The 25594-nt window shown below is 65.9% G+C and carries 25 protein-coding genes and 4 tRNA genes; 15 read left to right on the plus strand and 14 right to left on the minus strand.

Features of this window, described 5'->3' with window-relative positions; translation table 11 throughout:
• Positions 1 to 12 precede the first annotated feature (12 nt).
• The 3 genes from ccmI to CXR43_RS09610 are packed head-to-tail and all read left to right on the plus strand — an operon-like array spanning position 13 to position 1942.
• Positions 13 to 1236 carry a c-type cytochrome biogenesis protein CcmI gene (gene ccmI, locus CXR43_RS09600; protein WP_103334167.1) on the plus strand — a complete coding sequence of 408 codons (1224 nt, stop codon included), beginning with the start codon at positions 13 to 15 and terminating at the stop codon, positions 1234 to 1236.
• Positions 1233 to 1715, plus strand: coding sequence for a Holliday junction resolvase RuvX (gene ruvX, locus CXR43_RS09605; protein ID WP_103333732.1), 483 nt, complete (start codon positions 1233 to 1235; stop codon positions 1713 to 1715). The genes ccmI and ruvX overlap by 4 nt, the downstream gene beginning before the upstream one ends.
• Positions 1712 to 1942 (plus strand): DUF1289 domain-containing protein, encoded by a 231-nt coding sequence (locus CXR43_RS09610; protein WP_103333733.1) that lies wholly within the window; start codon positions 1712 to 1714, stop codon positions 1940 to 1942. Before ruvX ends, CXR43_RS09610 begins: the two co-directional genes overlap by 4 nt.
• Positions 1943 to 1990: 48 nt before the next feature.
• Here the strand turns inward: CXR43_RS09610 and CXR43_RS09615 are convergent, their stop codons facing one another.
• Positions 1991 to 2740, minus strand: a complete 750-nt coding sequence (locus CXR43_RS09615; protein WP_103333734.1) for a hypothetical protein — start codon at positions 2738 to 2740, stop codon at positions 1991 to 1993.
• Positions 2737 to 3555, minus strand: coding sequence for a sulfite exporter TauE/SafE family protein (locus CXR43_RS09620; protein WP_103333735.1), 819 nt, complete (start codon positions 3553 to 3555; stop codon positions 2737 to 2739). The genes CXR43_RS09615 and CXR43_RS09620 overlap by 4 nt, the downstream gene beginning before the upstream one ends.
• Positions 3556 to 3701: 146 nt before the next feature.
• Here CXR43_RS09620 and CXR43_RS09625 point away from each other — a divergent pair, with 146 nt between their 5' ends.
• On the plus strand, positions 3702 to 4889 hold the full coding sequence (locus CXR43_RS09625; RefSeq protein WP_103333736.1) for a multidrug effflux MFS transporter: 1188 nt from the start codon (positions 3702 to 3704) through the stop codon (positions 4887 to 4889).
• Here CXR43_RS09625 and dusA read toward each other — a convergent pair.
• Both dusA and CXR43_RS09635 read right to left on the minus strand, forming a co-directional pair.
• Positions 4871 to 5854, minus strand: a complete 984-nt coding sequence (gene dusA / locus CXR43_RS09630) for a tRNA dihydrouridine(20/20a) synthase DusA (RefSeq protein ID WP_168219795.1) — start codon at positions 5852 to 5854, stop codon at positions 4871 to 4873. The two genes, CXR43_RS09625 and dusA, sit on opposite strands and share 19 nt — an antisense overlap.
• A gap of 90 nt (positions 5855 to 5944) precedes the next feature.
• Positions 5945 to 6034 (minus strand) — tRNA-Ser (locus CXR43_RS09635).
• A gap of 222 nt (positions 6035 to 6256) precedes the next feature.
• On the opposite strand from CXR43_RS09635, the gene CXR43_RS09640 reads away from it, so the two are divergent.
• From CXR43_RS09640 to CXR43_RS09670, 7 genes are read left to right on the plus strand one after another with little or no spacing between them, the layout of a single operon-like run.
• Positions 6257 to 7114 (plus strand): SPOR domain-containing protein, encoded by an 858-nt coding sequence (locus tag CXR43_RS09640; protein WP_103333738.1) that lies wholly within the window; start codon positions 6257 to 6259, stop codon positions 7112 to 7114.
• Between the two features lie 11 nt (positions 7115 to 7125).
• Positions 7126 to 8331: a D-alanyl-D-alanine carboxypeptidase family protein gene (locus CXR43_RS09645; RefSeq protein ID WP_103333739.1), complete on the plus strand. Its 1206-nt coding sequence runs from the start codon at positions 7126 to 7128 to the stop codon at positions 8329 to 8331.
• 12 nt (positions 8332 to 8343) lie between these two features.
• Positions 8344 to 8967 (plus strand): dTMP kinase, encoded by a 624-nt coding sequence (tmk, locus tag CXR43_RS09650; RefSeq protein ID WP_246831329.1) that lies wholly within the window; start codon positions 8344 to 8346, stop codon positions 8965 to 8967.
• Positions 8967 to 10094 (plus strand): DNA polymerase III subunit delta', encoded by a 1128-nt coding sequence (locus CXR43_RS09655; RefSeq protein WP_103333741.1) that lies wholly within the window; start codon positions 8967 to 8969, stop codon positions 10092 to 10094. The genes tmk and CXR43_RS09655 overlap by 1 nt, the downstream gene beginning before the upstream one ends.
• A 5-nt stretch (positions 10095 to 10099) precedes the next feature.
• A complete protein-coding gene (locus tag CXR43_RS09660; protein ID WP_103334168.1) occupies positions 10100 to 10912 on the plus strand; it encodes a TatD family hydrolase in 813 nt (270 codons plus the stop codon).
• Positions 10909 to 11724: an MBL fold metallo-hydrolase gene (locus tag CXR43_RS09665; protein ID WP_103333742.1), complete on the plus strand. Its 816-nt coding sequence runs from the start codon at positions 10909 to 10911 to the stop codon at positions 11722 to 11724. The genes CXR43_RS09660 and CXR43_RS09665 overlap by 4 nt, the downstream gene beginning before the upstream one ends.
• Positions 11721 to 12659 carry an AEC family transporter gene (locus CXR43_RS09670; protein ID WP_103333743.1) on the plus strand — a complete coding sequence of 313 codons (939 nt, stop codon included), beginning with the start codon at positions 11721 to 11723 and terminating at the stop codon, positions 12657 to 12659. The genes CXR43_RS09665 and CXR43_RS09670 overlap by 4 nt, the downstream gene beginning before the upstream one ends.
• A gap of 10 nt (positions 12660 to 12669) precedes the next feature.
• Here the strand turns inward: CXR43_RS09670 and CXR43_RS09675 are convergent, their stop codons facing one another.
• The 6 genes from CXR43_RS09675 to CXR43_RS09700 form a co-directional block, all read right to left on the minus strand.
• Positions 12670 to 13623, minus strand: coding sequence for an ABC transporter permease (locus CXR43_RS09675; protein ID WP_103333744.1), 954 nt, complete (start codon positions 13621 to 13623; stop codon positions 12670 to 12672).
• A gap of 5 nt (positions 13624 to 13628) precedes the next feature.
• On the minus strand, positions 13629 to 14891 hold the full coding sequence (locus tag CXR43_RS09680) for an ABC transporter permease (protein ID WP_103333745.1): 1263 nt from the start codon (positions 14889 to 14891) through the stop codon (positions 13629 to 13631).
• A gap of 72 nt (positions 14892 to 14963) precedes the next feature.
• Positions 14964 to 16040: an ABC transporter substrate-binding protein gene (locus tag CXR43_RS09685; RefSeq protein WP_103333746.1), complete on the minus strand. Its 1077-nt coding sequence runs from the start codon at positions 16038 to 16040 to the stop codon at positions 14964 to 14966.
• Between the two features lie 72 nt (positions 16041 to 16112).
• Entirely contained in the window at positions 16113 to 17213 is a 1101-nt protein-coding gene (locus CXR43_RS09690) for an ABC transporter ATP-binding protein (RefSeq protein ID WP_103333747.1), read from the minus strand.
• A 304-nt stretch (positions 17214 to 17517) separates the two neighbouring features.
• Positions 17518 to 17604, minus strand: a tRNA-Leu gene (locus CXR43_RS09695).
• Positions 17605 to 17737: 133 nt separating this feature from the next.
• Complete coding sequence (locus CXR43_RS09700; protein WP_103333748.1) at positions 17738 to 19204, minus strand: peptidoglycan-binding domain-containing protein; 1467 nt, start codon at positions 19202 to 19204, stop codon at positions 17738 to 17740.
• Positions 19205 to 19304: 100 nt separating this feature from the next.
• Between CXR43_RS09700 and lipB the strand changes: the two genes are divergently transcribed.
• Positions 19305 to 19997 (plus strand): lipoyl(octanoyl) transferase LipB, encoded by a 693-nt coding sequence (lipB, locus tag CXR43_RS09705; RefSeq protein WP_103333749.1) that lies wholly within the window; start codon positions 19305 to 19307, stop codon positions 19995 to 19997.
• Positions 19998 to 20086: 89 nt separating this feature from the next.
• Here the strand turns inward: lipB and CXR43_RS09710 are convergent.
• The 4 genes from CXR43_RS09710 to CXR43_RS09725 form a co-directional block, all read right to left on the minus strand.
• Positions 20087 to 20163: transfer RNA gene (locus CXR43_RS09710), tRNA-Asp, on the minus strand.
• A 208-nt stretch (positions 20164 to 20371) separates the two neighbouring features.
• Positions 20372 to 20448 (minus strand) — tRNA-Asp (locus CXR43_RS09715).
• Positions 20449 to 20557: 109 nt separating this feature from the next.
• Entirely contained in the window at positions 20558 to 21496 is a 939-nt protein-coding gene (locus CXR43_RS09720; protein WP_103333750.1) for a pirin family protein, read from the minus strand.
• An 87-nt stretch (positions 21497 to 21583) separates the two neighbouring features.
• The gene (locus tag CXR43_RS09725) at positions 21584 to 22735 is read right to left on the minus strand and encodes an amidohydrolase (RefSeq protein ID WP_103333751.1); all 1152 of its coding nucleotides are present in this window, start codon (positions 22733 to 22735) and stop codon (positions 21584 to 21586) included.
• A gap of 118 nt (positions 22736 to 22853) precedes the next feature.
• Between CXR43_RS09725 and surE the strand changes: the two genes are divergently transcribed.
• The 3 genes from surE to CXR43_RS09740 are packed head-to-tail and all read left to right on the plus strand — an operon-like array spanning position 22854 to position 25541.
• Complete coding sequence (surE, locus tag CXR43_RS09730; protein ID WP_103333752.1) at positions 22854 to 23639, plus strand: 5'/3'-nucleotidase SurE; 786 nt, start codon at positions 22854 to 22856, stop codon at positions 23637 to 23639.
• Positions 23639 to 24298 (plus strand): protein-L-isoaspartate(D-aspartate) O-methyltransferase, encoded by a 660-nt coding sequence (locus tag CXR43_RS09735; RefSeq protein ID WP_103333753.1) that lies wholly within the window; start codon positions 23639 to 23641, stop codon positions 24296 to 24298. Before surE ends, CXR43_RS09735 begins: the two co-directional genes overlap by 1 nt.
• Positions 24299 to 24350: 52 nt before the next feature.
• Positions 24351 to 25541 (plus strand): peptidoglycan DD-metalloendopeptidase family protein, encoded by a 1191-nt coding sequence (locus tag CXR43_RS09740; RefSeq protein WP_435530791.1) that lies wholly within the window; start codon positions 24351 to 24353, stop codon positions 25539 to 25541.
• Positions 25542 to 25594 lie beyond the last annotated feature (53 nt).

Raw genomic sequence — 25594 nt, forward strand, 5'->3', positions numbered from 1 at the left:
GAGGGCTATGGCATGGAGGCGTGGGGATTCTGGGCAGCGGCGGCCCTTTTGGTTGTGGGCATTCTGGCAACGTTGCTGCGCGCCATGTCGCGGGCCCAGACCGATGCGCGCGGCGCGCATGAGTTTGATCTGGCCGTTTATCGTGACCAGCTGACCGAGATTGAACGCGACATCGCCCGCGGCACCATTCCTTCTGACGAAGGCGCGCGGCTGCGCACCGAAATTCAGCGCCGCCTGCTGGATGCCGACCGCAATGCGGCAAAGACGGCCCCTGCCCCGCAACAGCTCGGCGGGTCGGTCGTGGCGGTGCTGATCGCGCTGATCCTTGCGGCGGGGGCCTATGGCTATTGGCATCTTGGCGCGCCGGGATACCCTGACCTGCCGCTGCAGGCCCGGCTTGCGATGAGCGAAGACATCCGCGCCAACCGCCCGACGCAGGCAGATGCCGAGGCGCAGACCAGCGTCGCCCCGCGCACCGATATAGATCCGTCCTTTCTGGAGCTGATGGTCAGACTGCGCCAGGCGGTGCAGGACCGCCCCGATGATCAGCAAGGGCTGGAACTCCTGGCCCGCAATGAGGCGGCGATGGGCAATCTGTCAGCGGCCAAGGACGCGCAGGCCGCGCTGATCACGCTCAAGGGTGTGGCCGCCACCGCCGAAGATCACGCGGCGCTGGCCGAGCTGATGATCATGGCTGCGGGGGGATATGTGTCGCCAGAGGCGGAACAGGCGCTGGTCCGGGCGCTGGAGGCCGATCCGCGCAATGGCACGGCACGCTATTACACGGGCACGATGTTCGCCCAGATCGGCCGCTTTGACCGGACCTTTACCCTGTGGCAACGCTTGCTGGCAGACAGCCCGCCGGATGCGCCCTGGGTCGCCCCGATCCGTGGCCAAATCACAGAGGTCGCCGCGCGCGCCGGTGTGCGCTACAGCCTGCCGCCCGCCTCAACCGGCCCCGGCCCGACGGGGGACGACATCGCCGCCGCCGCCGAAATGACAGCCGAGGAGCGTCAGGCGATGATCGAGGGCATGGTCGATCAGCTTGGCGCCCGGCTGGCGCAGGAGGGCGGACCGGCCGAGGATTGGGCCCGGCTGATCACCTCGCTGGCGCAGATAGGCCGCACCGATCAGGCCCGTGCGATCTATGCCGAGGCGCAGACCCGCTTTGCCGGGCGCACGGTGGAACTGTCGGGCCTGCGTCAGGCCGCGGTCGAGGCCGGGGTCGGCGAATGATCTTGCCCGATATCGCCGCCTTCATCCCCACCCTGCCCCGGTCCGGCGGCATTGCGGGCCTTGATCTGGGCGACAAGACCATCGGCGTCGCCCTGTCCGACCTGCGCCGTCAGGTCGCAACCCCGGTCGAGGTGATCCGGCGCGAGAAATTCACCCTTGATGCCGCCCGCCTGCTGGCCCTGCTGACGGCGCGCGGGGCGGCGGGCATCATTCTTGGCCTGCCGCTGAACATGGACGGGTCCGAAGGCCCGCGCGTGCAATCCACCCGCGCCTTTGCGCGCAATCTGGAAAAGCTGACCCCCCTGCCCATCACCTTCTGGGATGAGCGTCTGTCCACCGTTGCCGCCGAACGGGCGCTTCTGGAGGCGGATACGTCGCGCAAGGGTCGCAAAGAGGTGATCGACAAGGTGGCCGCCGGCTATATCCTGCAAGGGGCGCTGGACCGCATGGCGTATATGGCAAGGCTGGAGGAGCAGTGACGGACGAGATCTGGAAACGCGATGAAATCGCCTCGCCTTGCGTAAAGCTCTGCGTCGTTCACCCCGAAGCCCGTCTGTGCATCGGCTGCCTGCGCAGCATTGACGAGATCACTCAATGGTCGCGCCTGTCACCGCAGGCGCGCGAGGCGATCATGGCAGAGCTGCCCGCCCGCGCGCCGCGCATCGCCACGCGCCGGGGTGGCCGCGCCGCGCGGTTGCAGGGCTGACCGCACCGGGCCAGGCACCGGCGCAACGCCCCGCTTGACACCCTCGCGCTACGGCGCCGCCATCCACTCTGCCACTGTGGCCAGCAGCGGACGGAAATAGGCGATGATCCGGTCGCCCTGTGCGCTGCCCTGCCAGGGGGCCACACCATGAACGGTCATCCGGTGCAGCAGGGTCGCCTCTCCGGGGCGCGCAGGCAGCTCGATGCGCGGGCAGCTGTCAAACACCTGCGCCCGGGCGGCCTGATAGGCCTGCGTCACGTCGATATCGGCCCAGGTTTCGGGCGCATGCGGGCGCAGGGCCGCTGCCAGTGCCGCCGCCATGATCTTGTGGCTGCCCTCCCAGACCACCAGAGGTGAGGCAAGAATGCCGGTCAGCGGCAGGCCCAGAATCCAGCCATGCGGCTCGCGGATCATGCGGCGCCGGTCAGGACCGACGGGCAGCAAGCCGTCCAGATGGGCCGCGTCGCGGCTCTGGCGAAAGGCAAAGGCGGAGGCCGTTTCGTCGGGCGAGGGCTGCGGATAGCCGCGCCGGATCACCGACAACTGGCCCGGATGCAGGGCAACGGGCTGCAGCGGCAGGGCAGACCAGGGGAAGGCCACGCCCGCCACCGCCCCATCGGGCCCGTTGGGCAAGGCATCGACGCCGACAAACCAGGTGCCGCCACAGCGCCAGGGCTCTTGGCTGGCGCTGATCTGTTGCTGCGCCACCGGCAAGGCCGCCTCTGCCCAGGCCGCGATGGCAGGGTCGGGGCCGATCCGGCCCCATCCCCGGCGGGTCAGGGCCGCGGCTCCGGTCAATACCCCAGAACCTTGCGCAGCATGTTCAGCGCCACCAGCGTGATGAACACGGCAAACACCCGCTTCAACGGCTTGGGGTCCATGGCATGCGCCAGTTTCACGCCCCAAGGGGTGGTGATCATCGTCATCGCAAAGATCAGGGCAAAGGCCGGCAGGTTGACCGCGCCCAGCGTATAGGGTGGCGCGCCGTCCACGGGGAGGAACAGGAACACCAGCACCGAAGGCACCGCGATGGTCATGCCAAAGCCCGAGGCGGTGGCCACGGCCCGGTGGATCGGGGTGTTGTACAGCGTCATCAGCGGCACGCCGAAACTGCCGCCGCCAATGCCCATCAGCACCGACAGAAAGCCGACCATGCCGCCAAGCCCGATGCGCTTTGCGCCCTTGGGCATTTCAGACCCCAGCCGCCAGTCAGACCGCGAGAAGGCCATGTACAGCCCCACGACAATGCCCAGCACCCCGAAGATCGCCTGCAAGGTCACCGATTTGAGCGCCGTGGCGGTGAACACCCCGATCACCGCGCCCACACCGATGGCCGGGGCCCAGGTGCGCAGGATCTGCCAGTCTACCGCGCCCTTCTTGTGATGCGCCAGAACCGAGCGCAGCGAGGTGACCACGATGGTGGCAAGCGAGGTGGCCAGACAGACCTGCATCAGCTGTGGCCCGCCATAGCCCAGATAGCCGAAGGCGTAAAAGAACGCCGGCACCAGCACGATGCCCCCTCCGACGCCAAGAAGTCCGGCAATCACCCCGGCAAGGGCCCCGATCACAGCCAGAAGGCCGATCATCGGAATGAGAAGGCTGGCGTCGGGCATCGAAAGCTCCTTGAACTGTCACGCGGTCAGGGGCGCGCCAGGTGCTGATACTGCGCTGCGCGCACAGGTGCCAGTGCACGGCTACCCATTCTTGCCGGAACGGTGTATTCGGGCCGCACCATTTGTTCCGATGCGAGACCCTTTCCATGACCGCTTCCTTGCTGCGACCCGCGCTGGTGCTGGGGCTTTTGTCCTGCGTCGGTCCCTTTGCCATCGACATGTATCTGCCCGCGATGCCCGAAATCGGGGCCGGGCTTGGCACATCGGTGGCCGCGATGCAGGGCACGATCACCGCTTATTTCCTGGCCTTCGGCCTGGCGCAGCTGGTCTATGGCCCCTGGGCCGATCAGGCCGGGCGCAAACCGCCGCTTTATGCCGGGCTTGCGGTCTTTCTGCTGGGCACGCTGATCTGTGCGCTGGCCCCCAGCATCACCTGGCTGATGGTGGGGCGCTTTGTGCAGGGGCTTGGCGGGGCCGCCGTGATGGTGGTGCCGCGCGCCATCATCCGCGACATGGCGACCGGGCATCAGGCCACACGGCTGATGGCGGCGATCATGCTGGTGATTTCCGTCTCACCCATGCTGGCGCCGCTGGCGGGGGCCGGGGTGATGGCGGTGGCAAGCTGGCGCTGGATCTTTGGTGTGCTGGCGATTGCAGCGCTGCTGTCCTTGCTGATGATCCGCTTTGTGCTGGCCGAAACCCTGCCCGCCGCACAGCGCCAGCGCTTTGACTGGAACGACACGCTGCGCGGGGCCAGACGCCTGCTGGGCGACCCCGGCTTCATGGCGCTGACCTTTCTGGGCGGCTTTGCCATGGCGAGCTTTTTCGTCTTCATCGCCTCGGGCCCCTTTGTCTATACCCAGGCCTTCGGCCTGTCCCCGACCGGGTTTTCGCTGGCCTTTGCGGTCAATGCCATCGGGTTCTTCGCCGCCTCGCAACTGGCCGCAGGCTTTGGCCAGCGCTTTGGCGCGGCCCGCGTGGTGCGGGGGGCGGTGCTGGGCTTTTGTGCCAGCACCGCCTGTCTGGCGGCCCTTGGCGTGCTGGGGCTGGCCACTTTGCCGGTGGTGATGGTGGGGCTGTTCCTTGCCAATGCCTTCCTCGGGCTGGTGATCCCCACGGTGATGGTGCTGGCGCTGGAAGAGCATGGCGACATCGCGGGCCTGGCCTCATCGCTGGGCGGCACGTTGCAGATGCTGGCGGGCGGCGTGATGATCGCGGTGAGCGCGCCGTTCTTTGATGGCACCGCCCTGCCGATGCTGCTGGCCATCGCGCTCTGCGGGGCGATCGCCCTGGCTCTGTCGCGCTTTGTCCGGGTTCAGGCCGCCGTCGCCTGAACCTGCGCCAGGGCCTCATCCAGCAGATCCAGCCCCGCACCTTCCCGCGTGGCCCCGGTCGACAGCACGCGGCGCCAGCCTCGCGCCCCGGGCCGCCCGGTGAACAGGCCCAGCATGTGCCGGGTGATCTGATGCAAGCGGCCCCCTGCCGCCAGATGCGCGGCGATATAGGGTTTCATATCCTGCACCACGCTGTGCGCGTCGGGGGCGAAATCATCGCCCCACAGCGCATCCGCCCCGATCAGCGCGGCCGCCGGGTCGTGATAGGCCGCCCGCCCGATCATCACGCCGTCCAAACCCTGATCCAGCAGGTCTTTGGCCTGTGAAAGCGAGGTGACCCCGCCGTTGAGGCAGATCGTGAGGTCCGGAAAATCACGCTTCATCTGCAACACCAGCGGATAGTCCAGCGGCGGAATCTCGCGGTTTTCCTTGGGCGACAGGCCCTGCAACCAGGCCTTGCGGGCATGGATGATGATGTGCCGCACCCCGGCGCGCGACACGGTGTCAAGGAAACCGGGCAGCACATCCTCGGGGATCTGGTCATCCACCCCGATCCGGCATTTCACCGTCACCGGCACCGCCGATTCCGCGATCATCGCGGCCACACAGTCGGCCACGAGCTGGGGCCGTTCCATCAGCACCGCGCCGAAACAGCCCGATTGCACCCGGTCTGACGGGCAGCCGACGTTGAGGTTGATCTCGTCATACCCCCAGTCGCGCGCGATGCGCACCGCCTGCGCCAGCTCTTGCGGCACCGACCCGCCCAGCTGCAAGGCCAGCGGATGCTCTGGCGCAGAATAATCCAGCAGCTTGGGACGCGGCCCGTGCAGGATCGCCGGGGCGGTGACCATTTCTGTATACAGCATGGCACGCCGCGTCATCATCCGGTGGAACACCCGACAATGGCGATCTGTCCAATCCATCATCGGGGCGACGGAAAGCCTGTGGGCGTGAGAGGGGTTCATGTGCCGATCTTTGTCATCCGTTGACCCGCGCGGCACCAGCGCCTGACGGTCCATGCCTGCGCTGCTGGCTGCGCCTCTTTGTGCGGCAGGTGGCGGAAGCGGTGGGATTCGAACCCACGGTACGGTTCCCCGCACGCTAGTTTTCAAGACTAGAGCCTTAAACCACTCGGCCACACTTCCAGCAGCCCCCCGATAGCGGGCCGTGGCGGGGAATTCAAGCGGGCGCAATGCCGAATGGTCAACTGTCCGTGTCGATCTGTGCCGAAAGTTCCACATACCCTTTCCTCGCAAGACCTGCGGCGATATGATAAGGCCAGATCAAGCGTCGGGCCGGGGCATGGCCCGTGCGACGCAACCAAGGGTAACAAGCGCAGGATAAACCTGCGGTATCAGGGGCAAGACATGGCACAGGCACGGATCAGGGCGCTTATCCTGATGACAGTCGCAAGCTCGGCACTGGCCGCTTGCGTCGATGGCGCAAACCCGTTTCGCGGGGCGGGCACCCAGGATGGGGCCACACCCACGGCGTCAACCTCCACCCGGCTGGTCGACCGCGATGTCGAGGCACCCGAGGTGTTTCAGACCACCGACAAGGCGCTGTGGGATGGCCGGCCCTCGCTGGGCGGCGTCTGGGTAGCCTCCCCCGATGCCAAAGACCCCGAGCGCGTGATCATCCGCAACACCGCCAATGGCAAGTTCGTCATCGGCGCGCTGTTCCGGCGCGAGATTGAAAATCCCGGGCCAAAGCTGCAGATCTCCTCCGATGCCGCCGCAGCCCTTGGCATTCTGGCAGGTGCCCCGGCTGATGTCAGCGTGATCGCGCTGCGCCGTGAAGAAGCGACGGTCACCCCGGATGCCAGCAAGCCGATCCTCGATTCGTCGGAAACGGTGGAAACCCAGTCGCTTGACCCGATCGCCGGGGCCGCAGCGGCCATTGACCGGGCCGAAGCTGCGCCGGTTGCACCCGGCCCGGCCGCGCCGGTAGTCGGCGCAGCAGCCCCTGCTCCGGTCGCCGCCGCGCCGGTGGCAAGCCCCGCCCCGGCCACGGGCGGGCGCACCATCCAGATCGGCATCTTTTCGGTTGAGGCCAATGCCACCCGCGCTGCCGCGTCGCTGGGCGCGGCCGGGTTGCAAGGCACCGTCCGGCGTGAGGAAAGCCAGGGCAAACCGCTGTGGTCGGTGACCACCACCGGGGATGCCGCCGCCCTGAGCCGCGCCAAGGGCGCAGGCTTTCCCGATGCCTATTTCCTGAACCGCTAGAGGCAGATCCGATGCGCATCAGAAGCCGCCACCCCCACAGCCTGGTCCGCACAGGCCTTTTGACCACCCGTCTGCTCCGGGCCGCCCTGACGCTGGCCCTGCTGATTGCGGCCCCGGTGGCACAGGCCTTTGAAACCCGGGCCACCGCCGCCTGGGTCTATGATGTCACGACCCAGACCGTGCTGATGGACAAGAACGCCGATCAGGCGCTGCCGCCCGCCAGCATGTCGAAACTGATGACCATCAACATGCTGTTCGAAGCCCTGCGCGATGGCCGGGTGACGATGGACACCCAGTTCCCGGTGTCGTCGCGCGCCGCCGCGATGGGCGGCTCGACCATGTTCCTGCAGGAATCCGACCGGCCCACGGTCAACGATCTGATCCATGGCATGATCGTGAATTCCGGCAATGACGCCTGCGTGGTGGTGGCCGAAGGATTGGCGGGCACCGAAGAGGCCTTTGCCGAGCAGATGACGCAGCGCGCACAGGCCCTGGGGATGCAGAATTCGGTGTTCAAGAACTCTTCCGGCTGGCCTGCTGCCGGTCATGTGATGTCGATGCGCGATCTGGGCATTCTGTCAAAGCGGCTGATCGTCGATTTCCCGGAATTCTATCCGATCTTTGCGGAAACCACCTTTGATTACAAAGGCCGCGCCCCCGCCAATGCGAATAACCGCAATCCGCTTCTGGCCCTTGGCGTCGGCGCCGACGGGCTGAAGACCGGGCACACGTCCGAGGCGGGCTATGGGCTTGCCGGGTCCGCGGCGCAGGGCAACCGGCGGGTGATCTTTGTAATCACCGGCCTGAGCAGCGAGCGGGAGCGGGCCGAAGAGGCAGAGCGCATCGTGTCCTGGGCCTTTCGCCAGTTTGCCGAGAAAACGCTGGTGACCGCCGGGCAGCGCGTGGCCGATGTGCCGGTCTGGATGGGGGCCGCCGAGTCGGTCGGTCTGGTGCCTGCCGCCGATGTGCGCCAGCTGGTGCCCGCCCTGGTGCAGGAAACCACCACCGCCGAGGTGATCTATACCGGCCCGCTGACCGCGCCGCTGACCGCTGGCACGCCGGCGGGCGAGTTGATCATCCATATCCCCGGCCTGCCCGATGCCCGGGTGCCGCTGGTGGTGGAGACGGATGTGGCCCGCGGCGGCTTTGGCAAAAGGATGATGACGGCGATCGATGCCTTGCGCGCGCGCTACCTCGACGGGACACCCGCCTCCTGATAGGCGGGGGTCATGGCGGGAATGTTCATCAGCTTTGAAGGCATTGACGGGTCTGGCAAATCGACGCAGGCGCGCCTGCTGGCCGATGCCTTGCGCGCTCTGGGCCATGGCGTGACGCTGACCCGCGAACCGGGGGGCAGCGCGGGGGCCGAAGAAATCCGTCGCCTGGTGCTGGAAGGCGCCACCGACCGCTGGTCGCCGGAAACCGAGATCCTGCTGTTCACCGCCGCCCGCCGCGATCATCTGGAAAAGACCATCCGCCCGGCGCTGGCGCGCGGCGATGTGGTGATCACCGACCGTTTTGCCGATTCAACACGCATCTTTCAGGGCATCACCCGGGGCGATCTGACCGCCACGGTCGATACGCTGCACGCCCTGATGATCGGGGTGGAACCCGACCTGACCCTGCTGATCGATCTGGACCCGGCCGAGGGCCTGGCCCGCGCCACCGCCCGCGCCGGGGCCGAGATGCGGTTTGAAGACATGGGGCTGGCGTTCCAGACCCGGGCGCGGGCTGGTTTTCTGGCGCTCGCCGCCCACCATCCCCGCTTTCGGCTGATTGACGGCGCGCGCGCCCCCGCGGCGGTGGCCGCCGATGTGCTGGCAACCGCTCTGGCAGCCATCGGGGGCCGCTGATGGCCACAGCAGACCTGCCCGAACCCGACCGGATCGAGGGTGCCCCCCACCCGCGTGAGACTTTGCGGCTCTATGGGCATGAGGCGGCGGAAAGCGCCTTTCTGAACGCCTTTACCTCGGGCCGGTTGCACCATGGCTGGCTGATCACCGGGCCAAAGGGCGTGGGCAAGGCCACCCTGGCCTGGCGCATCGCCCGCTTTCTGCTGGCCACGCCGGAAGACGATGGCGGCATGTTCGCCGCCCCGCCGCCCGAGTCGCTCACCATCCCCGCCGAGGCCCCGGTGGCGCGGCGCATGCTGCAGCTGGCCGAACCCCGGCTGTTCCTGCTGCGCCGTGGGCCGAATGACAAGGAAACCGCCCTGTCTGCCGATATCCGCGTGGACGAGGTGCGCAAGATGAAATCCTTTTTCGCCCTGTCCGCCGCCGATGGCGGCCGCCGGGTGGCGATCATTGATGCCGCCGATGACCTGAACACCGGCGCCGCCAATGCGCTGCTCAAGCTGCTGGAGGAACCACCCTCAGGCGTGACCTTTCTTGTCATCGCCCATCAGCCGCACCGCCTGCTGCCCACCATCAGATCACGTTGCCGCGAGCTGCGGCTGGCCGCCCTGCCCCCCGCACCGCTCACCCGCGCGCTGGAACAGGCGGGCGGCGCCGTGGACCCCGATGATGTGCAGGCTTTGGGGGAGCTGGCAGGCGGATCTGTGGGAGAGGCGTTCCGGCTGACCAATCTGGACGGGCTGAAAACCTATGCCAGCCTGACCCAGCTGTTCACCACCCTGCCCCGGCTGGACCGGCCGCGTGCGCTGGCCCTGGCCGAGACCGGTGCGGGCAAGGGGGCGGAAGAGCGGTTTGATCTCATCGTCACCCTGCTGGATCTGTTTCTTGCGCGCCTTGCGCGGGCCGGCACCCTGCGCCAGCTGCCCGCCGAGGCTGCGCGTGGCGAAGGCGATCTGTTTGCCCGTCTGGCCCCCTCCGAGCAGGCCGCGCGGGCCTGGGCTGACCTGGCGCAAACCCTGTCGTTGCGGGCGCGCCGGGGCAAGGCGGTCAACCTTGACCCTGCCGCGCTTCTGATGGATAGCTTGCTCAGAATTGACGAGACGGCGGCACAGCTCGCCCAAAGGTAAGCGTGATGCCGACAAGACGCCCCATCCACATCGTGGACAGCCATTGCCACCTCGATTTCCCTGATTTCGACGGCGAGGTCGATCAGATCATCGCCCGCGCCCATGCCGCAGGTGTGCAGCGCATGGTCACGATCTGCACCCGGATGGACGCAGAACCAAAGGTCCGCGCGCTGGCCGAGGCGCATCCTTCGGTGTTTTATGCCGCAGGCGTTCATCCGATGCGCGCGCATGAAGAGCCGCTGGTGACGGTGGATCAGCTGGTGGCCCTGACCCAGCACCCGAAATTCGTCGGCATCGGCGAGACCGGGCTCGACTATCACTACACGGTCGAGACAAAGGATGTGCAGCAGGCCAGCCTGCGCCTGCACATTGCCGCCGCCCAAGAGACCGGCCTGCCGCTGATCATCCACGCACGCGGGGCCGATGACGACATGGCCGCCATCCTGACCGAAACCTACCGGCAAAGGCCCTATTCTTGCGTGATGCACTGCTTTTCCAGCAGTGCCGAGCTTGCCAAGGCCGCGCTCGATCTGGGGTTTTACCTGTCGATGTCGGGCATCGCCGCCTTTCCGCGCAGCGATGATCTGCGCCGCATCTTCGCCGCCGCGCCGGTGGACCGCATCCTGCTGGAAACCGACAGCCCCTATCTGGCACCGCCGCCGCATCGCGGACGGCGCAACGAACCGGCCTATACCAGCTATACCGCAAAGGTCGGGGCCGGCCTGTTCAATCTGACCGAGGCAGAGTTTGCCGAACAGACCACCGCGAATTTCGACCGGCTGTTCCCCCGCGCCCGCCTGAAGGACAAGGCGGCATGACAGACCGGTTGCGCTTTACCATTCTGGGCTGCGGCTCTTCGGGTGGGGTGCCCCGCCTTGGGGTTGAGGCACCGGACTGGGGCAGCTGCGACCCTGCCAACCCGAAAAACCGCCGCACCCGCTGTTCGATGCTGGTGGAACGGATCGGGGCTGGCGGCATCACCCGGGTGCTGATCGACACGTCGCCCGACATGCATGCGCAACTGCTGGCGGCGGGGGTGGGCGTGCTCGATGGCGTGGTCTTCACCCATGCCCATGCCGACCATACCCATGGCATCGATGATCTGCGGCAGGTGGTCTACAACACCGGCGGTCGCCTGCCAATCTGGGCCGATGGTCCCACACAGGACGCGCTGATCGCGCGCTTTGGCTATGCTTTCGTGCAGCCCGCAGCCAGCCCCTATCCGCCAATCCTGGACATGAACGGCATCACCGACGATACGCCCTTCACGATTGCCGGCGCGGGCGGGGATCTGACCTTCGTCCCCTTCATGTGTGAGCATGGCAGCATGGATGCGCAGGGCTTCCGCATCGGCGGCCTGGCCTATCTGCCGGACGCTGTGGCCATTCCGGAACGGCACTGGGCCTTGCTCAAGGGCTTGCAGGTCTGGGTGGTCGATGCGCTGCGCCGCAAGCCGCACCCGACCCATGCCCATCTGGACATGACGCTGGACTGGATCGCACGGGCACAGCCCACCCGCGCCGTGCTGACCAATATGCACAACGACATGGATCATGCGACGCTGCTCAAGGAACTGCCCCCCCATATCCGCCCCGCCTTCGACGGCATGGTGATCGAGATCGCTGCGTGACCGCCCTGCTCGACGTGATCCTGCCGGTCTTCATGGTGATCGGTTTTGGCTATGCCGCAGCCCGCTTTGGCCTGTTTTCCGACTCGGCGGTCGACGGGCTGATGCGCTTTGCGCAGAATTTCGCGGTGCCCTGTTTGCTGTTTCGATCCATCGCCACGCTGGATCTGTCAGGGGCCTATAACACCGGGTTGCTGGTGTCCTTCTATATCGGTGCCTTCACCGGCTTTGCGCTCTGCTTTGCCGGGGCGCGCTGGCTGTTTCATCGACCGCTGACCGATTGCGTCGCGATCGGCTTTGCCGGATTGTTTTCCAACTCGCTGCTTCTGGGCCTGCCGATCACCGAGCGGGCCTATGGGGTCGAGGCTTTGCAGGGCAACTTTGCCATCATCTCTGTCCATTCCCCCATGCTCTATGGCTTTGGCATCGGGCTGATGGAATGGGCCCGCACGCGCGGACAGGGGCTGTCTGCGGCAGCGCTGTCGCGCCAGATCGGGCGGGCGGTGTTCTCGCAGCCACTGGTCATCGGCATTGCGCTGGGGTTCATCGTCAACCTGTCCGGCCTGCCCTTGCCGGGGGCGTTCTGGGCGGGGGTTGACCTGATGACCCGCGCCGCCATTCCCGCGGCCCTGTTCGGGCTGGGCGGGGTGCTGCTGCGCTACAAGCCCGAGGGCGACCGCGCCACCATCGCCATGGTCTGCGCCGCCTCGCTTATCGTGCATCCGGGGGTGACCTGGGTCCTGGGCAGTCAGCTGTTCACCCTTGATACCGCCAGCCTGCGCTCGGCCGTGGTGACCGCCGCCATGGCCCCCGGCGTCAACGCCTATCTGTTCGCCCATATGTATGGCGTGGCCAAACGGGTGAACGCCTCTGCCGTATTGATCGGCACCGCCCTGTCAATCGGGTCGGTCTGGATGTGGCTGGCCATCCTGCCCTGAGGCTGACCGCTCACATCGGTGTCACACCGCGCAGCCGTTCGGACCGGCGCCGCAGGATCTCCAGCGTGGCCAGCATCCCGATGGAAATCACCACCAGAATCGTCGCCACCGACAGGATCGCCGGGCTGATCTGCTCGCGGATGCCGTTCCACATCTGGCGCGGGATGGTCTGCTGGTCATGGGCCGCGACAAACAGCACCACCACCACCTCGTCAAACGAGGTGACAAAGGCAAACAGCGCCCCTGAAATCACGCCGGGCAGGATCAGGGGCATGGTCACCTTGAAAAAGGTCGTGGTCGGCGGTGCGCCAAGACTGGCCGCCGCCCGGTTCAGCGATTGGTCAAAGCCGATCAGGGTGGCGGTCACGGTGATGATCACAAAGGGAATGCCCAGCGTGGCATGGGCCAGCACCACACCGGTATAGCTGCTGGTCAACCGCCCGCAATACGGCTCTAGCCCGGTCCAGCCGATCAGCGCGCAGGGCGAGGAATAAAAGAAAAACAGCCCCGTCGCGGTGATGATGATGGGCACGATCATCGGCGAGATCAGGATCGCCATGATCAGCCGCCGATAGGGCATCTCGGGCCGCGACAGGCCCAGGGCCGCAATCGTGCCCAGCACAGTGGCCACCACGGTGGAAAAGAACCCGATCAGAACCGAATTCTTCGCCGCCCGGACCCAGGCGCTTTCCGTCCAGACCTGCCCCCACCATGCCGCATCGCGCGGCACGTCATTGGGAATCGATGGCTGGGTCAGCAACAGATCATACCAGCGCAGCGAATAGCCGGACGGATCAAAGGCCAGCATCTTTTCGGTAAAGGTAAAATAAGGCTCGGCATTGAACGACAGCGGGATGATGATCAGGATCGGCGCGATCAGGAACAGAAAGATCAGCGCGCAGATCACCAGCCTTGTGTAATGCCAGATCCGCTCCAGCGGCGATGCGTAAACAGGAAGCGCCATTCAGATCACCCGAGCTTGAGGTTGTCGATGCCGACCAGCCGGTCGTAAATCCAGTACAGCACCAGCACCGCGCCCAAAAGCAGCGCCGCAAGCGCCGAGGCCAGGGACCAGTTCAGACTGTCCTGCATGTGAAAGGCGATCAGGTTGGAAATCAGCTGCCCGCTGGCCCCGCCCACCAGCGCGGGCGTGATGTAATAGCCAACCGCCAGAATGAACACCAAAAGCGACCCGGCCCCCACCCCCGGCAGGGTTTGCGGCAGATAGACCCGGCGGAAGGCGGTCCAGCTGGTTGCCCCCAGACTGCGCGCCGCACGCACGTAAGACGGCGGAATCGGCCGCATCACCGAATAAAGCGGCAGGATCATGAAGGGCAGCAGGATATGTGTCATGGCGATGATGGTGCCGGTCTGGTTGTAGATCATCTGCAACCGGCTTTCGTCCCCGATCACCCCGGCTGCGACCAGCGTGTTGTTGACGACGCCTTGCTGTTGCAACAACACCATCCAGCTGGTGGTGCGCACCAAAAGCGAGGTCCAGAACGGCAGCAGCACCAGAATCATCAACAGGTTCGACCATTTCATCGGCAGGGTCGCCAGCAGATGCGCAATCGGGAACCCCAGCACAAAGCAGGTAAAGGTGATCAGGGCCGCCAGCAGGAATGTCTTCACGAACAGATTGACATAGATCTGCCGGTCTTCCGGCATTGCCACGATATCGCCGTTCACATCGCGGGTCATGTCCAGGGCCGCCAGAAAGAAATTGGCGCTATAGGCATCCGACACCTGCCGCATCGTGCCCCACAGGTTGGGATCGTCCCACTTTTCATTCGCGGCCAGCAAGGCGTCGCGGTAGGGCGGGGCAAAATCATCGGCGCGCCGCGCGGTCGAGGTGAACAGCGACCGGGTGCCCGACATTTCGTAATTCACCCTTGTGCCGACCACGCCCACAGACCGCGCCGCAGCCGCGTCTTTCAGGTCCAGCGCCAGCGCCTCCCAGGCGGCGTCATCGGGCACGGTGCCCGGCGGGGTCTCGGCAAACCAGGCCGTGGTGCGCGGCATGTTGGCGGAAAACCCGTCATTGTAGATCGCCTGATGCATCAGCTGCCCGATGGGCACAATGAAGGTGATGATGACAAAGGCCAGCAGCGGCAGCACCAGCAGGAAGGCCCGCCGCTTTGACCGCTGCTGCGCGGTGGCAAGCGCCGATTTGAGCGGGCGGCCATCGCTGGTCTTCAGCAACCCGGCATCGGAGGCAGAAATGTCAGCCATCAGTCATCCCCTTGGCATATGTCCGGGGCGGCGGCTGGGCGCCGCCCCGGACCCGTTCAGGTCACGTTCAGATCAGTTCGAGGCCAGCCACGCGTTGAAGCGCTCGTTCAGCTCGGTGTCACGGTCGACCCAGAACTCATAAGAAGACGGCAGCGCATTCGTCAGGTTTGCGGCATTGGTGGGCATGTTGGGGCCCATCTCGGTCTTGCCATCCATGAACAACCCGACCAGCGGGCCAGAGGACACCCGCGCCGGACCATAGGCGATCCACTTGGCCTGATCGGCCAGCGCCTGCGTCGTGGTTGCATAGGTCAGGAATTGCAGCGCGGCTTCCATGTTCGGCGCGCCCTTGGGAATGGCATAGCCATCGTATTCATAGACCTGCCCGTCAAACACCTGCACGAAGGGCTTGCCTTCGGTCACGGCCGCCGAGAAGAAACGCCCGTTATACCCGGTGGACATCACCACTTCGCCATCAGCCAGCAGTTGCGGCGGCTGTGCGCCAGCCTCCCACCAGATCATGTCGCCCTTGATGGTATCCAGCTTGGCAAAGGCCCGCTCCACGCCTTCGGGCGTTTCCAGCAGGGCATAGACCTCATCCGCTGGCACGCCATCGGCCATCAGCGCCATTTCAAGGTTGACCTTGGCCCCTTTGCGCATGCCGCGCTTGCCCGGATAGGTGGCGGTGTCAAAGAAATCCGCGATCGTGGTCGGCGGATTTTCGGGGAACTTGGTGGAATCATAGGCATAGTTGGTCGAAAACACGATGGTGGCGACGAAACAATCCGTCACCGCGCCGGGCAGGAAGTCATCCATGGCCGCGGTGCCATCGGTGCCGGGGGCAAGGATGGCGGGGTCCAGCACTTCCAGCAGGCCTTCGTCGCACAGGCGCACCGCATCGGCATATTCCAGATCGACCACGTCGATGGTCACATTGCCGGCCTCGACCTGCGCCTTGATGGGCGCGGCCGGGTTGTCGGCGTCGACGTTCACCACCTTGATACCGGTCTCGGCGGTAAAGGGCTTGTGATAGGCCTCGATCTGGCTGGTGGCATAGGCACCGCCCCAGGACATGACCGCGATTTCCTGTGCCGAAGCGGCAAGACCAAAGCCCGAAAGGGCCGTAGACAGAACGAGAAGTTTCTTCATTGGCAGTCTCCCATATTGGTTGTCGTTGGCGGATTGGCCTTGTGCGGCCTTCCCCTTATGCCGGGGATGTCGTCAGACCGGGTCGAGCGCGCGGGCATCCTGCGGATGCCAGCCAACCTTGATCTGTTGCCCGGGGCTCAGACGGGTCTGGCCTTGGGTATTGCGCATCTTCATCACGAAATCATCCGACCCCGCCACGCGCAGCCGGGCGCGCAGGATGTCGCCCATATAGATGACCTCCAGCACATCGGCCCCGATCATATGGGCGCCGGGCGGCATCATCTCGGGCTTGAACTCCACCCGTTCCGGGCGGATGGACACCAGGGTTGCCTGGCCTTTCTGCGTGACGTTGACGGCGGTGGCGTCAATAACCTCACCGGTTGCCAGCCGCACCAGCGCCTTGTCACCAGAGAGCTGCTCCAAGGTGCCGGGCAGCTTGTTGTTCTCGCCGATAAAGCCCGCGACAAAGCTGTTGTCGGGGCGTTCATACAGATCGGCGGGCGGGGCCAGTTGCTGGATGCGCCCGTCGTTGAACACGGCAATCCGGTCAGACATGGTCAGCGCCTCACCCTGATCATGGGTGACATAGACCACGGTGATGCCAAGGCTTTCGTGCAGGTGCTTGATTTCAAACTGCATATGTTCGCGCAGCTGTTTGTCCAGCGCGCCCAGCGGCTCGTCCATCAAGACCAGCTTGGGATCAAACACCAATGCCCGCGCCAAAGCGATCCGCTGTTGCTGCCCGCCCGACAGTTGCGCCGGGCGGCGGTTGGCAAAGGCCCCCATCTGCACCATGTCCAGCGCGCGCTGCACCTTGGCGTCACGGTCCGACTTGCCCATGCCGCGCACTTCCAGCGGAAAGGCCAGATTCTCGCCCACCGTCATATGCGGAAACAAAGCGTAATTCTGGAACACCATGCCGATGCCACGCTTGTGCGGCGGCACCGCGTTGATATTGGTGCCGTCCAGCCGGATCTCGCCATTGGTGGCGGTCTCGAACCCGGCCAGCATCATCAGACAGGTGGTCTTGCCCGAGCCTGACGGGCCGAGCATGGTCAGAAACTCGCCCTTGGCGATGTCGAGGTTCAGATCTTTGACGACAAGGCTGACGCCGTCATAGCTTTTTTGCACCCGGTCAAAGGCAACAAAAGCGTCGTTGTGGCTTACGCTCACCGCGCTGGTCTCCCCATGTGGTCCGGCAGATTTTCTGCACTTGTTATGATGACTAAAACCAATGCTGCCTCGCAATGCAACCGGCTTGTCACATAATAAGGCATGTCACAGCATATGCGGGAAAATCAGTCATATTGCGCCGCTTTCGCCGCCTCTTGCGGCAGTTGGCGGGCAGATCTCAGGCGGTTTGCCCGTCAGCGCGGCACCAGATCGGGGTTGATCCTGTCCCGGCGGCATGGTCGGGGGCCATCAAAACCAAAAGGCGCCCGGATCAGGGGCGCCTTCTTTGGGTTTTGCCAGGACGTGGTGCGGATGAAAAGACTCGAACTTTCACTCCGATTAAAGAACAGCGACCTCAACGCTGCGCGTCTACCAATTCCGCCACATCCGCAGACACGACCTGGATGGCGGGCTTTTACCGAAGGTCTGCTGCGAAGGGAAGGGGGATTTTACGCCCCCTTCCCGCTTTCTGCGCACCCCGGGGTTTTCAGGCACCCTCGCTCTGCCCCGGTCGGTCTGGCGGCTCAGTTGCCCGGCAGCAGCGACAACAGCTTGGCCGCCGACACCACCCGTGGCACCATCGTGGCGGGGGCGTCGCTATTGGCGGCCACCTGCTCGACAGAGGCTTGCGGCGCAGCTTGTGGCACCAGCGCGAACTGCGGCAGGCTTGCCGGCACGGCTGGGGTCAGATCGCCCGCGCGCCCGGCCGCAGTATAGGCCGCCTTGCGGATGACAGCCCCCCGGTCGCCGCCAAGGCCCGGCGCAAACACCGCCTGCCCCTGCCCGATCGCCGTCAGCCCCATGTCATACCAGTCCAGCGCCAGCTCGGGGCGCACGGTGGCGCCAAACCCCTGGCTCAGGTGGTGGCCCAGCAGCTCGGCATAACCCGCCTCGCCCATCGCGGTCAGCAGCAAGGCCGATCCGACCGCCACATCCATCGCATCGGTGGTATACCCCACGCCAAGGCAGACCTTGGCCGTGCCCGACAGTTGCGCCGGCGACATGCCGGATTCCAGAATGAAGCCCTTGACGCCGGTCAGCACCTCATCGCGGGTCTTCATCGACAGGCCGGCAACATGCTCGGCCAGGACCGGGCCGAATCCGGAGCATTGTTCGGCAATCTGGGCCGGTGTGAACCCCGCTACCTTGCCCGCCAGCTCTTCCCCGGTGGCCATCGCATAGGTCCGCGCCAGACAGAACTGTTCGCCCAGGGCGAAGGTCGGGTCGGTCATGCTGGCCTCGGTCACATAACCGCCGTTGGTATTGGTCATCAGGCTGATCTTGTTGCACTGGCTGGCCAGCGAGACCTGTGCGGTGCCCGAGCCCATGAAGCTGGGCAGGGCCGGGGCGGCGGCGGTGGTGGCGGCCGGAGCCTCTGGCATCAATGCGGGCAGCGCAGGGGCGGCCGCCATCACCGCCGCCGGGGCGGCAGGTGTCACCAGCACCGGCATGGCGGGGGGGGCCACCGGCACCGATGGCGCCGCCGCCATCGCGGGCGGTATGCCCGCCATTTCGTCGCGCTGCATCAGCAGCAGGCCGCGCATGCCCATCGGATGGGTCGCAGCCGCCTGCGCCACCATCGGCCCGCCCGCAATCGCGCGGTGATAGGCGCTGACCAGCACCGTCCGCTCATATTCGGTCAGCTGCCCGGTGGGCGGATAGCCCAGGGTTGCCTGATAGCTGGAAATCGCGCCCCGGCTGCGCGGCCCGATCGCCCCGTCCGGCGCCCCGACCGGATAGCCGAAATGATTCAGCGCGGTCTGCACCTCGCGGTTGGCTTCACGCTGGGCAGAAGAGATGCCGGATGATTTGGTCGAGCGCCGCTGCGTGGTCACCCGGCGCTTGTTCTGATCATTGGCGATGGCATGGCCGATGATACCGCCGATCAGCGCCCCGGCAATGGCGTCGCCCGCATCGGCCTGAACCGGGTCGGCAGGCGCAAGTCCAAGGGCCGCGACGATCCCGGCTGTTGCAATTGCTTTCAACTTCATCACATCTCTCCTCAAATGACAGACTCAATTTCAATTGGGCAAAAGGCTATCACGATCCCGCGATATGCCTAGTCCTCTTTTCCTTACCCAAAGGCACCTCATGCCCGAATGGCAGCATTTTTCCGGACTTTCGCCCTATCTGCCAACGCTGGAGGCCATGGAAGCCCGGGCCGAAGCCATTGCCCGCGGCGACGCGCCCGAGGCGATCTGGCTGCTGGAGCATCCGCCGCTATACACCGCAGGCACCAGCGCAAAGGCCCAGGACCTGACAGATCCGGCCCGGTTTGAGGTGCATGCGGTGGGGCGTGGCGGGCAATACACCTATCACGGGCCGGGGCAACGCGTGGTCTATGTGATGCTGAACGTAGGCCTTCGTGGCCGCGACGTGCGCTGCTTTGTGCGCGCTCTGGAAAACTGGGTGATCGCCGCGCTGGCAGAGTTCAACCTGAGCGGAGAGGTCCGCCCCGGCCGCGTCGGCGTCTGGGTGCCCCGGCCCGACCGGCGCGGCCCGGACGGCACGGTGCCCGAAGACAAGATTGCCGCCATTGGCGTCAAACTGCGGCGCTGGGTCAGCTTTCACGGCATCTCGATCAATGTCGAACCGGATCTGTCGCATTTTTCCGGTATCGTGCCCTGCGGCATCCGCGACTCGGGCGTGACCAGCCTTGTCGATCTGGGCCTGCCGGTCACGATGGATGATCTGGATCTGGCGCTGAAGACCACCTTCCCCCGGTTCTTCCCCGAGGGCGGCATGCGCCCCGATGGCCTGACCGCCCCCCATTGTGCAGACTGATCGGCCCGTTTCGCGTCGGGACGGGGGCGGAACCGGCAAAACGCCCGCACCAAGACGGTACAGGCGGTGTTCATCGGCAAAAAGGAAAGTGGCGCGGTTGACGGGGCTCGAACCCGCGACCCCCGGCGTGACAGGCCGGTACTCTAACCAACTGAGCTACAACCGCGCGATGAGGGGTGGATATAGATGCCGGCAGGGGGCGTCAAGCGGGAAAGTGGGGCGATGCTTGCCTGGGTCAAAGACTTAACAAATCCCTAATTTCATAGGTGCAAGTCATTGATTTTATTGAAACACACGCCCTGTAACACAGGGGGAAGTCCCCCCTGCCAAACCAAAAGGCCCCTGCTCTCGCAGGGGCCCTTTCAAGGCAGGAATGGCGCGGTTGACGGGGCTCGAACCCGCGACCCCCGGCGTGACAGGCCGGTACTCTAACCAACTGAGCTACAACCGCACATTCCGTCCGGCCCAAGGTCACCCCCGCGCCGTAGGGGGCTTTTAGGGGCAGTCGCAGGGGGCGTCAAGCGGGACCAGACGCAAAGCACCGCTTTTTTTGCGCGCCCCTAATGCTCGGGAGCCGGGATGAATTCGCCCGCATCATCGGGCGGCAGACGGAACCGCCCATGCGCCCAGTCGCCCGCCCGCCACGCCTCCTTGGCGGCCTCGATCCGGTCCTTGCTGGAGGCCACGAAATTCCACCAGATATGGCGCGGCCCGTCCATCGTGGCCCCGCCCAGCAACATCACCCGCGCGCCCTGATCGCCTGCCCGGACCGAGATCCTGTCGCCGGGGCGGAACACCAGCATGCGGCCCGCCTCAAACGTCTGCCCGCCCACCGTGACCGCACCTGCCAGGATATAGACGCCGCGATCCTCATGATCATCGGGCAGAGGAATCGCGGCACCGGGGGCCAGGTCGGCATCGGCATAGAACACCTCGATGCCGGTCGGGATCGGGGCCTTTGCACCGTAGGCCGAGCCAAGGATCAGCCGCACCTGCTTGCCCTCCCCCTCCAGCACCGGCAGGTCCGCCTTCCCGGCGTGCACAAAGGCAGCCGGGTCATCCTCCATCGCCTTTGGCAAGGCGAGCCAGGTCTGCAACCCGAACAGATCATGCGGGGTCTCGCGGATCGCGCCGTCCTGCCGTTCGGAATGGGTGATCCCCTGCCCCGCCAGCATCCAGTTCACCGCCCCCGGCTCGATCCAGGAATTGGTGCCGATGCTGTCGCGGTGATGGATGCGCCCTTTGAGCAGATAGGTGACGGTGCCAAGGCCGATATGCGGATGCGGGCGCACGTCGATGCCCTTGCCGGTCAGGAATTCGGCGGGGCCCATCTGATCAAAGAAAATGAATGGCCCCACCATCTGCCGCGCCGCCGAAGGCAGCGCGCGCCGCACCTCGAACCCGCCCAGATCACGGGCGCGCGGGACGATCACGGTTTCAATGGCATCCACGGCGTCGCCGATCGGGATGGACGGGTCAAGGACAGGGTTCCAGCTCATGTTGTTCTCCTTTGTCCCCAAGCTAGGCGTGATCTCCCTGTGCGTCTTCGCCTATGGTCGCGCGGAAATTGTGCGCAATAGCACCGTTCAGCCCAGAATGCGGCGCAAAATGGCGGCAAAGGCCGACACCCCCGGCGCGATGAGACTGTCCGGAAAATCATAGCCCGGGTCGTGCAGCGCCGGGCATGCCTCGCCCGCGCCCAGCAAAAACATGGCAGAGCCTGCGCCGGAGCCCGCGAAGCGACCGAAATCCTCGGACGGGCGCATCGGGCCACCCGTGGGGCCGAAGGGAATGGCGGCATCCGTCAGCGCCGCCTCGACCTGCGCCACCGCCTGCGGATGGTTGTGGCAAGCGGCAAAGTCATCGTGCCAGGACAGGTCAAGCCGCAACCCGTGCTGCGCCGCCACCCGTTGCGCCAGATCCTGCGCCTCTGTCTTCATCTCCAGCATATCCGCATCGGTCAGGCTGCGCAGCGTGACCCAGAGCTCACCCTCCCCCGGTGCGATGCCAAAACTGGGGTGCCCAAGGCGCGCATGGGTCAGCGTGACCAGCCGAAAGCCGGGCATCAGTGCGCCACCCGGCCCGAGCGCCTGCAACGCGGGGATCAGATCAAACAGGGCCGGCGTGGGTGACAGGCCAGTATCCGGGGTGGCGGCATGGGCGGTGCGGCCGGTCAGGCGCAGGCGCAGCCCGCAAGAGGCACAGTTCATCGGCCCCGCTGACACCTGTACCTGTCCCAGCGGAAGACCCGGCATGTTGTGCAGCGCGAAAGCCCAGTCAGGCCGCAGCGGCGCAAATTTCGGGTCGGCGAGCACGGCGGCGGCCCCCGAACCATCCTCCTCGGCAGGCTGGAACATCACGACCGCGCGGCCAGAGGCCGGTCTTTGCCGCGACAGGCCACGGGCCACCCCCAGCAGGATCGCCATATGCCCGTCATGCCCGCACAGATGCGCCACGCCATCCGTCAGCGACCGATAGACCGGGCCGGGCGCCTGCAGGATTGGCAGCGCGTCCAGTTCGGCGCGGATCATCACCGTCGGGCCGGGCAAGCCGCCCTGAAACACCGCCGCCACGCCATGCCCGCCCAGCCCCGCCACCAGCTGGTCGGGGGCGAGCGCGGCAAGCGCCGCTCCAACCCGCCCCGCCGTGCCGGCCTCGGCCCCGGACACCTCGGGGTGGCGGTGCAGATCGTGGCGCAGCCGGGTCAGATCGGCGATGTCTTCGGCTGTCAGCATCATGGGTGATCCCTTTTGGTGCGGCCAGCCGACAACGGCCTGCCCCCGATGTCAAGCAAAGCGGGCGCAAGTGCTTGCCGCCTGTGCCTGCCTCGTCTAAGCAGGGGAAAAGGACGGTTTCATGCGCATTCTGATCACAAATGACGACGGCATCAACGCTCCGGGGCTGGAGGTTCTGACCGCCATCGCCCATGAGATTGCCGGGCCAGAGGGTGAAGTCTGGACCGTCGCCCCCGCATTTGAACAATCCGGTGTCGGCCATTGCATCAGCTATGCGCATCCGATGATGGTCGCGCGCCTGTCTGACCGGCGCTATGCGGCCGAAGGCAGCCCGGCCGATTGCGTGCTGGCGGCGATTTACGATGTGCTGGACGGGGCCAAGCCCGATCTGGTGTTGTCGGGGGTGAACCGGGGCAACAACGCGGCAGAAAACACGCTATATTCGGGCACCATCGGCGGCGCGATGGAGGCGGCCTTGCAGGGCATTCCGGCCATTGCACTGTCGCAATACATGGGGCGCGGCACCGCTGATCTGGACACGCCGTTTGAGGCTGCGGTGGGGCATGGGGCCGCGGTGGTGCGGCTGCTGCTGGACAAGGGCATCTGGACACAGGATGATTTTCGCGTGTTCTACAATGTGAACTTTCCGCCCTGTGCGGCGGACAAGGTGCGGGGCACCAAAGTGGCCGCCATCGGCTTTCGCCGCGAAACCTCGTTTTCCTGCGAGCCGCAGATCTCCCCCACCGGCCGGCGGTTTCTCTGGATCAAGGGCGGGCCGCAGCACACGCCGACCCTGCCCGGCACCGATGCGGCGGTCAATCTTGACGGCTGGATTTCGATCACGCCGATGCGGGCCGATCTGACCGCGCATGACCTGCTGGCGCGGCTGGAAGCGCAGCTGGCATGATGGGACACGGCGGCCCGGAAGAGACGGACGCCGAACGCAAGATGCGCTTTTTGTTTGGGCTTCGATCAAGGGGCGTCACCGATGCCCGCGTGCTGACCGCAATGGAACGGGTGGACCGGGGCCTGTTCGTGCGCGGTCATTTCGCCGACCGCGCCTATGATGACATGCCCCTGCCAATCGCCTGTGGCCAGACCATCAGCCAGCCCTCGGTGGTGGGGCTGATGACCCAGGCCTTGAACGTGCAGCCGCGCGATACGGTGCTGGAGATCGGCACCGGGTCTGGCTATCAGGCCGCAATCCTGTCGCATCTGGCGCGGCGGATCTATACAGTGGACCGGCATCGCCGTCTGGTGCGCGAGGCGCAGGGCGTGTTTCAGGGCCTGGGGCTGGTCAACATCACCGCCTTTACCGCCGATGGCAGCCATGGTCTGCCCGATCAGGCCCCGTTTGACCGCATCATCGTGACCGCTGCCGCCGAAGACCCGCCCGGGCCCCTCTTGGCGCAGCTCAAGGTTGGGGGTATCATGGTGCTGCCGGTCGGACAGTCCGATACCGTGCAAAGCCTGATCAAAGTGACCCGCGGCATCAGCGGCTATGACTACGAAGAACTGCGCCCGGTGCGTTTCGTGCCGCTGATCGAAGGTCTGGGCGCCGAATAAGTGGCGTAACAAGGGGCGGGAAACACCGCCCGACAAGTATAAGAGGCAGAGCATGACCCGCATCTCTCCGGCCCTGATGGCCCCCCGTCTGCGTATCCTGTGGTCCGCAGGCGCGCTGGCGGCCCTGTCCGCCTGTACCCCCACCAGTGGCGGCAATCCGTTTGAGGGCATGGACTGGGACATGCGCAACGGCCCCGGCGTGCTGACCACCGCAGATGCAGCCCTGAGCGCCACCGAACGGCGGCCCGCGCCGGATGGGCGGGGCGTGATCTCTTATCCCGGCTATCAGGTGGCGGTGGCCCGGCGCGGCGATACCGTGGCTTCGGTCGCAGCCCGCGTCGGCATCGGCGCGGATGAGCTGGCCCGCTACAATGCGATCATGCCGACCGATCCGCTGCGCGACGGCGAAATCGTGGCCCTGCCGCGCCGTGTGCCGGATGGCGGCCTGAGTGCCGGTGCCGGTGCCGGTGTGGCCCCCGCGCCGGTTGATGTGTCAAGCATCGCCACCACGGCGCTGGACCGTGTGGGCACCCCGACCCCACCGGCAACCACGCGCCCGGCCAGCGGCAGCGAACCCGTGCGGCATCAGGTGCGGCGTGGGGAGACCGCGTTTTCCATCGCGCGCAGCTACAACATCTCGGCCAAGGCGCTGGGGGAATGGAACGGGCTTGGTCCCAACCTTGACGTGCGCGAAGGGCAGTACCTGATCATCCCGGTCGCCAGTGCCGCCCCCCCCGCCGCCCCACAAACCGTGGCCCCGCCCGGGGCCGGGTCTGCCACGCCGACCCCCCCTTCGGCCACACGGCCGCTGCCTGCCGAAACGACAGCGCCGGCCGCAGCCAAACCCAAGGATACCCCCGCCTCACCCAATCTGGGATCGCAGGCCACCACATCGGCGCGTATGCAGATGCCGGTGCAGGGATCGATCATCCGGCCCTATGCCAAGGGGCGCAACGACGGGATCGACATTTCTGCCGCCGCGGGCACCCCCGTCAAGGCCGCCGCCGCCGGCACCGTCGCCGCGATCACCACGGACACGGCGCAGACGCCGATCATCGTGGTGCGCCATGCCGACAATCTGCTGACGGTTTACGCCGGGGTGGATGCGATCACGGTGAAGAAGGGCGACAGCGTCAGCCGTGGACAAAACATCGCCAAGGTGCGCGCCGGAACGCCGTCTTTCCTGCATTTCGAGGTGCGGCGCGGGGTGGACAGCACCGATCCGGTGCCATTCCTGCAATAGAGGTGACTGTGATCCCCGTCGGAGCCTCCGGCGGGGATATTTAAGAACAGATA

Source organism: Pseudotabrizicola formosa, from assembly GCF_002900965.1.
Lineage (GTDB): Bacteria > Pseudomonadota > Alphaproteobacteria > Rhodobacterales > Rhodobacteraceae > Pseudotabrizicola > Pseudotabrizicola formosa.